A 14,028-nucleotide genomic window follows, 5' to 3' on the forward strand; every position below is an offset into this window, starting at 1 on the left:
CTGACCCTGGCCCGCCGTATCGGTGAGCCGTCCGCCGTCGTCCTGGGCGCCGGTGCGGCCGCGGCCGGCATCGCGGCGAAGGCCGGCGAGTACGGTGCGGTGAAGGTGTACGTCGCCGACGGCGCGGAGTTCGCCGACCAGCTGGTCGTCCCGAAGGTGGACGCGCTGGCGCAGATCGCCAAGGCGAACGACGTGGCGGCGGTGCTGGTGACGTCCTCCGGTGAGGGCAAGGAGGTGGCCGCGCGCGTCGCGCTGCGGATCGGCTCCGGCATCATCACCGACGCCGTCGACCTGCGCGCCGGCGACCAGGGCCCGATCGCCACCCAGTCGGTGTTCGCCGCCTCGTACACCGTCGACTCCCGGGTGAGCAACGGCGCGCCGGTCATCACCGTGAAGCCGAACGCCGTCGCCCCGGAGGCCGCCCCGGCCGCCGGTGCGGTGGAGGACGTCGCCGTGGCGTTCACCGGCAACGCCGCCAAGGTCGTCTCGCGCACCCCGCGGGTGTCCTCCGGCCGTCCCGAGCTGACCGAGGCCGCGATCGTGGTCTCCGGTGGCCGTGGTGTCGGTGCCGCCGAGGGCTTCGGCGTGGTCGAGGAGCTCGCGGACGCGCTGGGCGCGGCCGTCGGCGCCTCGCGTGCCGCGGTGGACGCCGGCTGGTACCCGCACAGCAGCCAGGTCGGCCAGACCGGCAAGCAGGTCTCCCCGCAGCTCTACATCGCGGCGGGCATCTCCGGCGCGATCCAGCACCGGGCCGGCATGCAGACCTCGAAGACCATCGTGGCCGTCAACAAGGACCCCGAGGCCCCGATCTTCGAGCTGGTCGACTACGGCGTGGTCGGCGACCTCTTCCAGGTGCTGCCGCAGCTCACCGCCGAGGTGAAGGCCCGCAAGGCCTGATCCGCGCGGAAGGTTCGGAGGGCGTGGTGCCGGGTGCCCGGTGCCGCGCCCTCCGTCGTACCCGGCCGCCCCCGGTCCTTCCCCGGCCTTCCCGGTCGTTCTCCGCCGTCGCCGGCCCCGCTCGCCGTCCCCGGCGCGCGGCGGGCCGGGCGGCGGCCCGTAGAGTCGGCGCCGGCGCGTGGCGCACGGGCGCGGCGCGGTGGTGATGGACGAGGCGAGGACGGTGGCATGGCACTGCTGACGGCACTTCAGGGCGGTTTCGGCGACGCGGCGGACGCGCTGCGGATCGACGGTCGGACGCTCTCCCGGGAGGACCTGCTGGGCGCGGCGACCGCCGTCGCCGACCGGGTGGCCGGCGCCCCGGCGCTCGCGGTGCTCGCCCGGCCCACCGTCGAGACCGTCACCGCCGTGGTCGGCGGCCTGCTGGCGGGCGTCCCGGTGGTGCCGCTGCCGCCCGACTCGGGGCCCAAGGAGCGCGAGCACATCCTGCGCGACTCGGGCGCGGCGCTGCTCGCGCACGCCGTCGGGGAGGTGCTGCCGCAGGACACCTCGGTGGCCGGGCTGCCGGTCGACCCCGCGCGGCGCTCCACCACCAGCTACGCCGAGCCGGCCGCCGGGTCGACCGGCTTCGTGCTCTACACCTCGGGCACCACCGGCGCCCCCAAGGGAGTGGTGATCCGGCGCGAGGCGATCGCCGCCGACCTGGACGCCCTCGCCGCCGCCTGGCAGTGGACCGCCGAGGACACCCTCGTCCACGGCCTGCCGCTCTTCCACGTGCACGGGCTGCTGCTCGGCGTGCTCGGCGCCCTGCGCACCGGCAGCGGACTGGTGCACACCGGGCGGCCCACCCCGGAGGGGTACGCGGCGGCGGGCGGCAGCCTGTACTTCGGGGTGCCCACCGTGTGGTCCCGGCTGGCGGCGGACCCGCAGGCCGCGGCCCGGCTCGCCCCGGCCCGACTGCTGGTCTCCGGCAGCGCGCCGCTGCCCGTGCCGGTGTTCGAGAAGCTCGCGGCGCTCACCGGGCACGCCCCGATCGAGCGGTACGGGATGACCGAGTCGCTGATCACCGTCAGCACCCGGGCGGACGGCGAGCGGCGCCCCGGCAGCGTCGGGCTGCCGGTGGAGGGGGTCCGCACCCGGCTGGTCGGCGAGGACGGCGCGCCGGTGCCCAGCGACGGGGAGAGCGTCGGCGAACTCCAGGTCTCCGGGCCGACGCTGTTCAGCGGTTACCTCAACCGGCCGGACGCGGACGCCGAGGCGTGGACGGCGGACGGCTGGTTCCGCACCGGCGACGTCGCGGTGATCGGGGCGGACGGCTTCCACCGGATCGTCGGCCGCGCCTCGGTGGACCTGATCAAGAGCGGCGGCTACCGGATCGGCGCGGGCGAGGTGGAGGCCGCGCTGCGCGACCACCCGGCGGTCGCCGACGCGGCGGTGGTCGGCGTGCCGGACGAGGACCTCGGACAGGCGATCGTCGCGTACGTCGTCCCGGACGGCGCCGTGACGGGGGAGCAGCTGACGGCCTTCGTGGCGGAGCGGCTCTCGGTGCACAAGCGGCCGCGCCGGGTCGTCCTGGTGCCCGAACTGCCCAGGAACGCCCTGGGAAAGGTGCTGAAGAAGCAGCTGCTGGCGGAGGCCGGCGGCCGCTGAGGAGAGGGTGGTCGGACGGCCCCTCGGATGACGGGTGTTCACCCTGATGCGCCGTCGGTGCTCACCACCCGTGACCCTTCCATTGGCGCACTCCACTGCGCGCAGTGAGCGGACGCGTGCCTAACGTGACACGCAGGCAGGGCCGACCCCCCGGGCGGCACGCCGGCGGCTTCCGGTCGCAGGACCGGAAGCCGCGGTGTGCCGGGCGGGGGCCCTGCCGACAAGCACGGCCAGTCCTGGCCGGTCACAGCAACCCGCTGCAAATCCGCAGCGATCCGCAGCGATCCGCAGCAGTGAAGGAAGTCAGCACGATGACCACCGTCAACACCGGCGCGCCGGAGGCCGCCGGCGAACCGACCGGGCAGCAGGACGCTGCCACCGTCCGTCCCTCCCGTCCGTCCCGCAGCGCGCGGCTCCGTCGGGGGATAGGCATGGTGGCCGTGATCGCGACCAGTGCGGGCCTGATCGGCCTCGGCACCGGTGTCAGCCCCGCGGCCGCCGAGCCCGCCCCGGCGCACGCCGGCTGGGACGGCTCCCGGTACTGGTTCAAGAACAGCCAGGGGCAGTGGCGCTGGACCTCGCACTATGACGTCTACGTGCAGCGCACCGGAGGCGGCTCCTCGTCCGCCGCCAGGACCACGACCACGTCCTCCGGCGGGATCACCCAGGGCTGGGACGGCTCGCGCTACTGGTTCCGCAACAGCAGGGGCGAGTGGCGCTGGACCTCGCACTACGACATCTACCTGGAGCGCACCGGAGGCGGCTCCTCCTCGGACTCCCCGGGCTACTTCGACGACTCGGTCGCCGAGGACCGGGACGTCGAGACCGCCGTGCAGTTCGCGCTCTCCCAGCTGGGCGTGCCGTTCCGCCGGGCCGGCAACGGGCCGGACGGCTACGACTGCTCGGGCCTGGTGCAGCAGTCCTTCCGGCGCGGCGGGATCAGCCTGCCGCGGGTGGCCAACGACCAGTACGCGGCGACCACGCCGATCGGGGCCGGCCAGCTGCGCCGCGGCGACCTGCTGTTCTGGTCGCCGGACGGGACCGCCCGGGGTATCCAGCACGTGGCCATCTACCTGGGCGACAACAGGTACGTCGAGGCCGCGCGGCCCGGGACCAACATCAGGATCTCGGGGATCAGCAGCGGCTACTACCCGTCGTACATGGGGCGCCCGTAGCGGGGTCGCCGTCCGCCCGTCGGGGGTGCCGGGTCCGCCCGGTGCCCCCGACGGGGGTGTCCTCGTCGGTCCGGGCCGAGCCCGGGGCGCGCGACGCCCGCTCGGCCCGACGCCCGGTCAGAGGTCCGTCGGGCGGGGCAGCGCGCCGCGGGCGCCGAGGCCGGTGACGGCGAAGGCCCCGGCGGCGACGGCGGTGGCGGCCGCGTCGGGCAGCGCGGCGCCGCGGGCGAGTGCGGCGGCGAGGGCGCCGCAGAAGGCGTCGCCGGCGCCGGTGGTGTCGACCACTCGGACGGTCGGGGCGGGCAGCCGGGTCGGCGTCCCGTCCACGACGACCAGCGCGCCCTCGCCGCCGAGGGTGACCACGGCGCCCTCGGCGTGTTCGGCCAGCGCCCGGGCGGCCCCGGTGACGTCGGCGGCGCCGGTGAGCTGGCGGGCCTCGACGGCGTTCGCGACGACCAGCGGGCGGCGTCCGGTGGGGCCGGCCTCCGGCAGGGTGCCGGCCGGGGCGGTGTTGTGCAGCCAGCGGGTGCCGCCCGAGAGGCCCGCGGCGGGCAGTGCGGCGGCGGTCGCGCGGACGCACTCCGCGGGGACCTCGTTGCTGGTCAGGACCACGTCGACGGGGAGCAGCCGGAGGCGGGTGAGCGCGGCGGTGACCTCCTCCGGGGTCAGGTGGGCGTTGGCGCCGGGGAGGACGACGATGCTGTTCTCGCCGGCCGGGTCGACCATGACGATCGCCTGACCGGTGGGCGCGTCCGGGTGGGTGAGCACGGCGCCCGTCTCGACCTGCGCGCCCCGCAGGTCGGCTCGCGCCGCCTCGCCCTCGGCGTCCCGTCCGACCTTGGCGACCAGGTGCGTCGCCGCCCCCATCCGGGCCGCCGCCACCGCCTGGTTGGCCCCCTTGCCGCCGAAGCCCCGGGTGGCGGCGGTGGCGAGGACGGTCTCGCCGGGGGAGGGCAGCACGGGGCAGCGGAGGATGCGGTCGGTGTTGACCGAGCCGATGACGACGACCCGACCGGCGGGAAGCAGCTTCATCGTTCCTCTGTACGCGGTGGGGCGCGGGCGGCGCAAGGAGGCGGGCGGTGGCGGTCGAGCGCAGGGCGCGTCCGGGCCGAGCCCGGGGCGCGCGCGGCGCACGGGGGCGTACGAGCGGGGGGCGTGCGGAGCGTGCGCGTGGGGCGTGCGGGGCGGGTCGACCCACCAGGCATCCTGTGCCCTAGCAGTGGCGAAGGGGTGCAATTTTGATGTAGACCGGTCTGCATATTTCCGCATACGGGCGTCTGACCTGGGCACATGCCGCTGTCACGGGGCAGATCGGAGCGTGCGGGCGGGCGCGCCGGGGAGGCATGGGGAGCGGCGTGGCGCGGGTACCACCACGGGTGGCGCTGGTTCGACCAACGGGGGCGCTGCCCGGTGCGAACGGCATCGGGGGAAGTCGAGGGCAGGGGACGTTGTGATCGTCTGGGTCAATGGCACATTCGGGGCGGGCAAGACGAGCGCCTGCCGCGAGCTGGTGGAACTGCTGCCCGGGAGCGTGCTCTTCGATCCCGAGCTGGTGGGCTTCGGCCTGCGTCGGATGCTCCCGGCCGACCGGCTGGCGACGGTGTCCGACTTCCAGGACCTGGCGGCCTGGCGTCGGCTCGTCCCCGAGACGGCGGCGGCGCTGCTCGGTGAGGTCGGGGGCCCGCTGGTGGTCCCGATGACCCTGCTCAGGGAGGACTACCGGGACGAGATCTTCGGGGACCTGGCCTCGCACGGGATCACGGTGCACCACGTCGTGCTGGACCCTGAAGAAACGATCCTGCGCGACCGCATAGCCCACCGCGACGAGTGCCCGGGCGACCCGGAGGGCAGCGAGCGGGTCCGCGCCTGGTGCCTCGAGCACCTGCCCCGCTACCGCGCCGCCCGCCGCTGGCTGGTCGGGGACGCCCGGATGATCGACACCAGCGGGATCTCCCCCCGGGAGACCGCGCACCGGATCGCCGAGCTGGTCCGGGTCGGCGCCGCCCGCTGCCCCATCGTCCAGACCCCGGACCCGACCGGCGACACCGTCGCCTCCGCCGTCCTGTTCTTCGACGAGCAGGACCGCGTGCTGCTGGTGGACCCGGTCTACAAGCCCGACTGGGACTTCCCCGGCGGCGTGGTCGAGCGCGGCGAGGCCCCCACCGACGCCGCCCTGCGCGAGACCGCCGAGGAGCTGGGCCTGCGCCTGGACCCGTCCGCGCTGCGCCTGCTCGCCGTCGACTGGGAGCCGCGCACCGGCCCGCGCCGCGGCGGCCTGCGGCTGATGTACGACGGCGGGCTGCTGGACGAGGAGGGCCGGCAGCACCTGCTGCTCCAGCAGGAGGAGCTGCGCGGTTGTCGCTTCGTCACCCTGGACGAGGCCGGGGAGCTGCTGCCCCCGGGACGCTACCGGCGGCTGGCGGCGGCGCTGGACGCGCGGCGGAGCGGCGAGCTGCGGTACCTGGAGGCGGGGAGCCGGGTGGCCGTGGGGCTGGCGAGCACGGCGGACGCGGCGTAGCGGCCGGTTGGTGCGGGGCCGCAGGGCGGGTGGGGGGACCGTGGTGCGCCTCCCGGCGCGCCGCGCGGCGGTCCCGGGCGGCAGGATGGGGGCATGCCCTTCACGTTGAGCCACCCCGCCGCCGTCCTGCCCCTGCTGCGCGCCGCCGGGGTGCGGGGGCCCCTGGTGGCGTCGGCGCTGGTCGCCGGGTCGATGGCGCCGGACGTGCCGTTCTTCGCCGAGTCCCTGCTGCCCGGGGTGTACGGCCAGGGCGGGCTCACGCACCGCTGGTGGGCGGTGCCGACGGTGGACGTGGCGATCGCCGGCGCGCTGGTGGCCGGCTGGCACGGGCTGCTGCGCGGGCCGCTGGTGGCGCTGCTGCCCGAGCGGTGGGCGGGCGGCGCCGAGGCGTTGACCGTCCGGCGGGCCGGGGACGCCGCAGGCCCCGCGGACGCCGGTGCGGTCGGCGGTGCGGTCGGCGGCGCGGCGTGGTTCGCGGCCTCGGCGGCGATCGGGGCGGCCACCCACGTCGGCTGGGACGCCTTCACCCACGGGGACCGGCTGGGGGTGCGGCTGCTGCCCGTCCTGGACCGCCCGGTGGCCGGGGTCCCGCTGTACGAGGCGCTGCAGTACGGCAGTTCGGCGCTCGCCCTGGCGGCGCTGGGCGGTTGGGCGGCGCGGGCGGTGCGGGCCGTCGAGCCGGTGCGGCCGGCCGTGCGGCTGGCGCCCCGGGCCCGGCGGGCGGCCGTCGCGACGCTGGGCGCGGCGACGGCCGCCGGGGTGCTGCACCGGCTCGCTCCGCTGCGGCGGAACCTGGTGCCGGAGGTCTGCTTCGGCGCCGGGGCCGGGCTCGCGGTGGGCGCGGTCGGTTACGCGGCGGTGCTGGCGGCCGCCCGCCGGTTGCGCGGCGGGCGGCCGGACGTCCTCCGGGAAGAGCCTCGGGACGTCGCTGCGAAGGTCCGTCAGACGGAGCGCAGTTCGGCGTAGCGGCGGAGGAAGAGCGCCTCGGTGAGGGCCATCCGCTCCAGCTCCCGCGGGTCGACGCTCTCGTTGACCGCGTGGATCTGGGTGGTCGGCTCCTCGACGCCGATCAGCACGATCTCGGCCTGCGGGTAGAGCGAGCGCAGCGTGTTGCAGAGCGGGATCGAGCCGCCCTCGCCGGAGGCGACCATGGCCGTCCCGAAGGCCTCGGCCATCGCCTCGCCCATCGCCTCGTACGCCGGGCCGCTGGTGTCGGCGCGGAACGGGGCGCCGTTGCCCTGGCGCTCGACGGTGAGCCGGGCGCCGAGCGGGACCTGCGCCTCCAGGTGGGCGACCAGGGCGTCCTGGGCGGCGCCCGCGTCCGTGCCCGGCGCGACGCGCAGGCTGATCAGGGCCTTGGCGGTGGCCTGGACGGAGGAGGTGGCGCCGATCACCGGCGGGGCGTCGATGCCGAGGACGGTGACGGCCGGGCGGGCCCAGAGGCGGTCCGCGAGGGTGCCGGTGCCGGTCAGGGCGACGCCGTCGAGCACCTTGGCGTCGGAGCGGAACTGCTCCTCCGGGTACTGGACGCCGGTCCAGGTCTGGTCGGCGGTCAGGCCGGCCACCGCGACGTCGCCGTTCTCGTCGTGCAGCGAGGCCAGCATCCGGACCAGGGACTGGAGCGCGTCGGGGGCGGCGCCGCCGAAGGCCCCGGAGTGCAGGTTGCCGGCCAGCGTGGTGACGGTGGCCTCGACGATCGTCATGCCGCGCAGCGAGGTGGTCACGGTGGGCAGGCCGGGGGCGAAGTTGCCGGTGTCGCCGATGATGATGGCGTCGGCGGCGAGCAGCTCGGGGTGGGCCTCGGCGTAGCGCTCCAGACCGCCGGTGCCCTGCTCCTCGGAGCCCTCGACGATGATCTTCAGACCGACCGGGTAGGCGTCGCCGTGGACCTGACGCAGCGCCCGCAGCGCCGTCAGGTGCATCAGGATGTTGCCCTTGCAGTCGGCGGCGCCGCGCCCGTACCAGCGGCCGTCGCGCTCGGTCAGCTCGAAGGCGGGGCTGTGCCAGGCGTTCTCGTCCAGCGGGGGCTGGACGTCGTAGTGGGAGTAGAGCAGGACGGTCGGCGCGCCCTCGGGGCCGGGCAGCTCGCCGTAGACGGACTGGGTGCCGTCCGGGGTGTCCAGCAGCCGGATGCCGGTCAGGCCCTCGGCGGCGAAGGCGTCGGCGACCCAGCGCGCGGCCTTCTCGCACTCCTCGACCGGGAACTGGCGCGGGTCGGCGACCGACGGGAAGGCGACCAGCTCGGCGAGGTCGGTGCGGGCACGGTCCATCAGGGATCGGACGGCGTCGGCCAGGGGCTGTGACATCGGGGCTCCGGGGGGACGGTCCGCCCTTGGGGTGGTGCGGGCGGAGGAGGCGGCTTGCGGTAGTGCCGATCATAGGTGGAGCGGAACAGGGAGTTCCGAGGGTGGGCCGCGGACCGGGCCTCAGGGGGAGGGGCCGCCTTCGGGCGGGCCGTACGGCCGGGTGGCGCCGGTGCGGGGGCGGCGCGCTCGACCGGCGCGGCCGGACGCATAGGATTGCTCGACGTGACTGACTCCGGAAGCTCCGATTCCCGTAGCCCGCTCGACAGCCCGGCCGAGGGCGGTCCGACCGACGACGCGGCCGCGCCGCTGGACGGCGTCTGGGACGTCGTGGTGGTCGGCGCCGGACCGGCGGGCTCCTCGGCCGCGCACGCCGCCGCGGCCCAGGGCCGCCGGGTGCTGCTGCTCGACAAGGCCGAACACCCCCGGTACAAGACCTGCGGCGGCGGCATCATCGGCCCCTCCCGGGACAGCCTGCCGCCGGACTTCCGGTTGCCGCTGCAGGACCGGGTGCACGCCGTCACCTTCGCCTACAACGGGAGGTACACCCGTACGCGGCGGTCCAAGCGGATGCTGTTCGGCCTGGTCAACCGGGACGAGTTCGACCTGCGCCTGGTGCAGGCGGCCAAGCAGGCCGGGGCGGTGCTGGTCACCGGAGTGACCGTCACCGGCGTCGAGCAGCGCGGCGGGGAGCACCGGACGGCCCTGGTGACGGCCGCCGACGGGCGCACCTTCGAGGCCCGCGCGGTGGTCGGCGCGGACGGCAGCGCGAGCCGGATCGGCCGGCACGTCGGCGTCACCTTCGACCAGATCGACCTCGGCCTGGAGGCGGAGATCCCGGTGCCGGCCCAGGTCGCGGCCGACTGGGCGGGCCGGATCCACCTCGACTGGGGCCCGCTGCCCGGCAGTTACGGTTGGGTGTTCCCGAAGACCGAGACCAGCAGCCTGACCGTCGGCGTCATCTCGGCGCGCGGCGACGGCGAGCGGACCAAGCAGTACCTCGCCGACTACATCCGCCGGCTGGGCCTGTCCGGGTTCACCCCGCAGGTCGAGTCCGGGCACCTGACCCGCTGCCGGACCGAGGACTCGCCGCTCTCCCGCGGCCGGGTGCTGGTCGCCGGGGACGCGGCCGGACTGCTGGAGCCGTGGACCCGCGAGGGCATCTCGTACGCGCTGCGCTCGGGCCGGCTGGCCGGCGAGTGGGCGGTGCAGGTCGCCGAGGCGGGCAACGCGGCGGCGGTGCGGCGCGAGGCGCTGAACTACGCGTTCGCGGTCAAGGCCGGGCTGGGCGTGGAGATGCGCGCGGGCAAGCAGCTGCTGGGCGCCTTCGAGCGGCGGCCGTACCTGTTCCACGCGGCGGTCTGCCTGGTGCCGCCGGCCTGGCGGGCCTTCGCCCGGACCACCCAGGGGCACACCTCCTTCGCCCAGGTGCTGCGGCAGTACCGGGCCGCGCGGCGGCTGGCGTCGATGGCCTCGCGGTAGGGCGGCCGCCGTGGCGTCGTGAGCTCGTGACGCTGTGGAGCGGGGCCGGTGTCCCTCCGTGCGCGGGAGGGGCACCGGCCCCGCTTCCCTTGCGGGGAGCGCTACTTGAGCCCGGTGTCCAGTGCGGACATCAGGGTGCCGGACGGGGTGTCGCCGGACATCTCCCAGATCATGCCGCCGAGCAGGTTCTTCGACTTGAGGTAGGCGGTCTTCTGCGAGATCGACCAGGCGTCGTCGAAGGTCCACCACTGCCCGCCGGCTCCCGTGTAGCCGTACGTCGCAACGGACTTGGGGTCGTGGTAGACCTTGAGGCCGGAGAGGCTGGTGATCAGGTTGTTGTACCCGCGGGTGCCGGCCTCGTCGCTGAACTGGCCGGGTGCGGCGCCGTTCGCGGACTGCCAGGCGCCGTTCGCGCCGCCGTCCGCGACGCTCTGCCAGCCGCGCCCGTAGAACGGGAAGCCGATGGTCAGCTTGCGCGGGTTGACCCCGGCGTTCAGGTACGTCTGGACGGCCGTGTCCACGCTGAAGTGGGTGGCGTAGGGGTCGTTCGGGTCCTGGTAGAGGTTGGAGGCGTGGCCGGTGCGGTTCGGCTCCCAGGAGTTGTCGCTGCCCGAGCCGTGGAAGTCGTAGCCCTGGACGTTGGCGATGTCCAGCGAGCCGAAGATCTTCGAGAGGTCCCAGCCGGCCGCGACCTTCGCCGGGTCGGCCGGGGTGAAGGCGGTGAGCAGCTTGTGCGAGCCGCCCAACGCGTCCAGTTGCTTGCGGAATTCGGCCAGCAGCAGGGTCAGGTTGCCCTTGTCGTTGGCGCTCCAGTGGTTGCCCGGGTGGCCGTCGGCGGAGCCGGGCCACTCCCAGTCGAGGTCGATGCCGTCGAAGATGCCCGCTGCCACGCCGTCGCCGCCGGCGCCGTTGTAGGCCGGCAGGTTGCCCTTGATCCAGGTGTCGACGCAGGACTTGACGAACCTCTGGCGGGACGCGTCGGTGGCGGCGGCGTCGGAGAAGTACTTGGAGTAGGTCCAGCCGCCGAGCGAGACGACCACCTTCAGGTTCGGGTACTTGGCCTTCAGCTTCTTCAACTGGTTGAGGTTGCCGCGGAGTTTGCCCCAGCCGTCGTCGGCCACGCCGTCCACCGACTGGTCGGCGCTCATCGCCCGGCCGTAGTCCGCGTCGGCGTCACCGGCGCCGGTGCCCTGGTCCGGGTCCTCCGGGTTGGCGGTGGTGCCCTTGGTGACGCCGGCCTGGCAGGTCAGGTTGACCGGATCGATGTTCTCGAAGGCGTAGTTGACGACGTCGAGCTTGGCGGCGGCGCCCGAGGTGTCCAGGTTCTTGACGAAGTACTGGCGGCCGTAGATGCCCCACTGGACGAAGTAGCCGACCCGGGCGTACTTCCCGGCGCCGACCAGGTCCGAGGTGGTCACGGTGAGCGGGGCGGAGGCGGGCGAGGCGTTGTCGGCGGCGTCCCGGGCCTTCACGGTGAACGTGTAGGCGGTGGACGGGGAGAGGCTGCCGACGGTCGCGCCGAGCGTGCTGCCGGTGACCGTGGCCACCAGGGTGCCGCCCTGGTAGACGTCGTACGCGGCGACCCGGACGTTGTCGGTGGCGGCGTTCCAGGCGAGCGTCACGTCCGTCGAACCGACCGCGGTGGCCCGGAGGTTGGCCGGTGCGGTGGGCGGCGAGGTGTCGGTGGACGGGTCGAAGGTGGACGCGGTGACGCCCGCGCTGAGCGGGCCGGTGTTCCCGCGGCTGTCCTTGGCGCGGACGGTCAGGGTGTACGAGGTGGCCGGGGTGAGGCCGGTGACCAGCACGCCGGTGGACGGGCTGGAGGCGAGCACCGTGCTACCGCTCAGCACGTCGTAGGAGGCGACCGGGAAGTCCCCGCCGGTGGCGGCCGGCCAGCTCAGGGCGAGCGTGTGCGCGGTGGACTCGGTGACCGTCGGGGTGCCCGGCGCGGACGGCGGGACGTCCGCGCTGCCGTCGCACTTGTCGCCGTTGACACGGCAGTTGAGCGGGGCGGTGACCGGGCCGTTGCCGACGAACCAGAAGCTGTACGGCTCGGTGGTGCCGTGGGCGTTGACGGTGGAGTTGTAGAACGCCGCGGTGGCGGTGACGTGCCGGCCGCTCACGGTGGCGGTGCCGTTGTAGCTGTTGCCGATGGTGACGCCGGCCGGGAGGTCGAACTCCAGGGTCCAGCCGTTCACCGCGGTCGCGTTGTCGTTGTGGACGATGTAGGTGCCCTGCCACCAGGAGCCGTTGTCGGCCGTGGTGAAGGTGGCGGTGAGCTTTCCGGCGGCGTGCGCCGGGGCGGCCAGCGCGGTGAGCGCGGCGAGGGGCAGGAGCAGGACGGAGAGCAGTGCCAGCAGTCTGCTGCGCACGCGCGGGCGCCCGGCCCGGGATCGAGCGGACATGGTTCTCCCTGTGACTGTGGGGGTTGAACAGGGTGACGTAGAACCTTGGTTGATCCGTGCGGTTGATCCGTTTGCGATCGATGCCTGTGCCGTGGGGAGGCAAGGCATGGGAACTGTAGGAGGACTGGACCAATGCGTCAACAGGTCTGTACCACTTGGGAGTTGTCCCCGATGCTCCCGCCGTCTCGCCGCCCCCGTCGCTCCGCTATTCCCTGGTGCTCCCGTCGCTCCCGCTACTCGCGGACGATCGCCATCGCCTCGATCTCCATCAGCACGTCGGGCCGGAACAGCGCCGAGACCTGCACGGCGGAGGAAGCGGGCGGCGGAACGGAGCCCAGGTACTCGTCGCGGATCTCGCGGACCACGGCGAGGTGGGCGATGTCGGTCATGAAGTAGGTGAACTTCACGACGTCCTCGAACCCGGCCCCGGCGGCGGCCAGGCAGCGGCGGAGGTTCTCGAAGACCTGCCGCGCCTGCGCCTTCGGATCCCCCGGGCCGACCAGGTCCCGGTTCTCGTCGAACGGGACCTGCCCGGACACCTGGACCAGTCGGCCGCTTCCGGCGACGACCTGGGTGTAGCCGGTGCCGGGCGCGACTCCGGGCGGCTCCGTGATGCGGGTGAGGTGAGAGGTGGTCATGGGACGGATCCTGATCCATGCCCCCTCGGGCAGGCAAGCCCGACGGCCCGGGCGCTCCGGCTCGCTCTGGCCGAGGGGCGGGTGGGCGTGCCAGAGTCGTCCGGGCGTCGTCCGGGCACCTCCCGGACCGCGCCCGCAGTCCGACCCACCCTCAGCCGGAAGGCAGGCCCCGCCGATGACCAGCGCAGTGCCCCTCGTCCACGTCAGCACCGCTGACGCCGTCACCACGCTCACCCTCGACTCGCCGCACAACCGCAACGCGCTCTCCACCCGGCTGATGGCCGAGCTGCACGCCGGACTGGCCTCCGCCGCGGCCGACCCGGAGGTCCGCGCCGTGGTGCTCGGGCACACCGGCAAGGTGTTCTGCGCGGGCGCGGACCTCTCCGAGGCGACCGGCGCGGACCCGACGGTCGGCCCGCGCGGCCTGGTCGAGCTCCAGCGGGCGATCGTGGACTGCGCCAAGCCGGTGATCGCCGTCATCCACGGCCACGTCCGGGCCGGCGGCCTCGGCCTGGTCGGCGCGGCGGACCTCGCCGTCGCCGGACCGGCCTCGACCTTCGCCTTCACCGAGGTGCGGCTCGGCCTCGCGCCCGCCGTCATTTCGCTGCCGCTGCGCCCGAAGCTGGACCCGCGCGCCGCCTCCCGCTACTACCTCACCGGCGAGGTCTTCGACGCCGCCGAGGCCGCTCGGATCGGGCTGATCACCAGCGCCACCGACTCCGCCGAGGCCACCGACGTGGCGCTCAAGGGCCTGCTGGACGCGCTGCGCCTGGGCTCCCCGCAGGGCCTGGCGGAGTCGAAGCGGCTGGCCAACGCTGAGGTGGTGCGCTCCTTCGAGCGGGACGCGGAGGAGCTGGTGGAGCTGTCGGCGCGGCTCTTCGGCTCGGCGGAGGCGCAGGAGGGGATGCGCTCGTTCCTGGAGAAGCGGCCCGCGCGCTGGGTGCGCTGAGGGCCGGGTTT

At 74.8% G+C, this 14,028-nt stretch carries 11 protein-coding genes; 7 read left to right on the forward strand and 4 right to left on the reverse strand.

What is annotated here, in order from left to right:
* From ACWDCZ_RS10535 to ACWDCZ_RS10545, 3 genes are all read left to right on the forward strand, one after another.
* Positions 1-897 (forward strand): electron transfer flavoprotein subunit alpha/FixB family protein (locus ACWDCZ_RS10535; protein WP_449815739.1); only part of this gene is annotated, 897 nt, incomplete at its 5' end.
* A 228-nt stretch (positions 898-1,125) separates the two neighbouring features.
* Positions 1,126-2,547 (forward strand): acyl-CoA synthetase, encoded by a 1,422-nt coding sequence (locus ACWDCZ_RS10540; RefSeq protein ID WP_449815740.1) that lies wholly within the window; start codon positions 1,126-1,128, stop codon positions 2,545-2,547.
* Positions 2,548-2,858: 311 nt separating this feature from the next.
* Positions 2,859-3,722, forward strand: coding sequence for a C40 family peptidase (locus tag ACWDCZ_RS10545; RefSeq protein ID WP_387975949.1), 864 nt, complete (start codon positions 2,859-2,861; stop codon positions 3,720-3,722).
* Between the two features lie 117 nt (positions 3,723-3,839).
* Here the strand turns inward: ACWDCZ_RS10545 and ACWDCZ_RS10550 are convergent, their stop codons facing one another.
* The gene (locus tag ACWDCZ_RS10550) at positions 3,840-4,754 is read right to left on the reverse strand and encodes a PfkB family carbohydrate kinase (protein ID WP_449815741.1); all 915 of its coding nucleotides are present in this window, start codon (positions 4,752-4,754) and stop codon (positions 3,840-3,842) included.
* A 418-nt stretch (positions 4,755-5,172) separates the two neighbouring features.
* Here ACWDCZ_RS10550 and ACWDCZ_RS10555 point away from each other — a divergent pair, with 418 nt between their 5' ends.
* Together ACWDCZ_RS10555 and ACWDCZ_RS10560 are read left to right on the forward strand one after the other, a co-directional pair.
* Positions 5,173-6,240 carry an NUDIX hydrolase gene (locus ACWDCZ_RS10555; protein WP_049660630.1) on the forward strand — a complete coding sequence of 356 codons (1,068 nt, stop codon included), beginning with the start codon at positions 5,173-5,175 and terminating at the stop codon, positions 6,238-6,240.
* A gap of 93 nt (positions 6,241-6,333) precedes the next feature.
* Positions 6,334-7,206 carry a DUF4184 family protein gene (locus tag ACWDCZ_RS10560; RefSeq protein WP_449815742.1) on the forward strand — a complete coding sequence of 291 codons (873 nt, stop codon included), beginning with the start codon at positions 6,334-6,336 and terminating at the stop codon, positions 7,204-7,206.
* Here the strand turns inward: ACWDCZ_RS10560 and ACWDCZ_RS10565 are convergent.
* On the reverse strand, positions 7,182-8,546 hold the full coding sequence (locus tag ACWDCZ_RS10565; protein WP_449815743.1) for a M20/M25/M40 family metallo-hydrolase: 1,365 nt from the start codon (positions 8,544-8,546) through the stop codon (positions 7,182-7,184). The two genes, ACWDCZ_RS10560 and ACWDCZ_RS10565, sit on opposite strands and share 25 nt — an antisense overlap.
* 222 nt (positions 8,547-8,768) lie before the next feature.
* On the opposite strand from ACWDCZ_RS10565, the gene ACWDCZ_RS10570 reads away from it, so the two are divergent.
* Positions 8,769-10,025, forward strand: coding sequence for a geranylgeranyl reductase family protein (locus tag ACWDCZ_RS10570; protein WP_079272936.1), 1,257 nt, complete (start codon positions 8,769-8,771; stop codon positions 10,023-10,025).
* Between the two features lie 101 nt (positions 10,026-10,126).
* Here ACWDCZ_RS10570 and ACWDCZ_RS10575 read toward each other — a convergent pair whose 3' ends face one another.
* Positions 10,127-12,430 (reverse strand): glycosyl hydrolase family 18 protein, encoded by a 2,304-nt coding sequence (locus ACWDCZ_RS10575; RefSeq protein WP_449815744.1) that lies wholly within the window; start codon positions 12,428-12,430, stop codon positions 10,127-10,129.
* A 233-nt stretch (positions 12,431-12,663) separates the two neighbouring features.
* The gene (locus ACWDCZ_RS10580) at positions 12,664-13,068 is read right to left on the reverse strand and encodes a RidA family protein (protein ID WP_049650961.1); all 405 of its coding nucleotides are present in this window, start codon (positions 13,066-13,068) and stop codon (positions 12,664-12,666) included.
* Between the two features lie 175 nt (positions 13,069-13,243).
* On the opposite strand from ACWDCZ_RS10580, the gene ACWDCZ_RS10585 reads away from it, so the two are divergent.
* Positions 13,244-14,017, forward strand: coding sequence for an enoyl-CoA hydratase family protein (locus ACWDCZ_RS10585; protein WP_449815745.1), 774 nt, complete (start codon positions 13,244-13,246; stop codon positions 14,015-14,017).
* Positions 14,018-14,028: the final 11 nt, after the last annotated feature.

This window comes from Kitasatospora sp. NPDC001225 (genome assembly GCF_053597855.1).